This window comes from Shewanella sp. AS16, assembly GCF_021412365.1.
Taxonomy (GTDB): Bacteria; Pseudomonadota; Gammaproteobacteria; order Enterobacterales; family Shewanellaceae; genus Shewanella; species Shewanella salipaludis.
The window spans coordinates 1-320 of the sequence record NZ_JAKCLK010000134.1 but is presented as its reverse complement, the minus strand read 5'-3'; the positions used below and the strand labels follow the sequence as shown (position 1 = coordinate 320).

The 320-nt window shown below is 55.0% G+C and carries 1 protein-coding gene; it reads left to right on the top strand.

Annotated elements, in window-relative coordinates; all coding sequences use genetic code 11:
* Nucleotides 1-320, top strand: a 320-nt coding sequence (locus LZP73_RS19670; protein WP_267960259.1) for a heterodisulfide reductase-related iron-sulfur binding cluster, incomplete at both ends; no start/stop codon positions are given.

The window sequence follows — 320 nt, the reverse complement described above, 5'->3', positions numbered from 1 at the left end:
CGACAACAAAGGCTTGCGCGATCATATCGAACTGGCGACCCGCTGGCTGTGGCGCAAGCTGGACGAAGGCAAAACGTTACCGCTGAAACCGCTGCCGCTGAAAGTGGTTTATCACACTCCGTGCCATATGGAAAAAATGGGCTGGACGCTCTACACCCTGGAGCTGTTGCGTAAAATCCCGGGGCTTGAGTTAACGGTGCTGGATTCCCAGTGCTGCGGTATTGCGGGAACTTACGGTTTCAAAAAAGAGAACTACCCCACTTCACAAGCCATCGGCGCACCACTGTTCCGCCAGATAGAAGAGAGCGGCGCAGATCTGG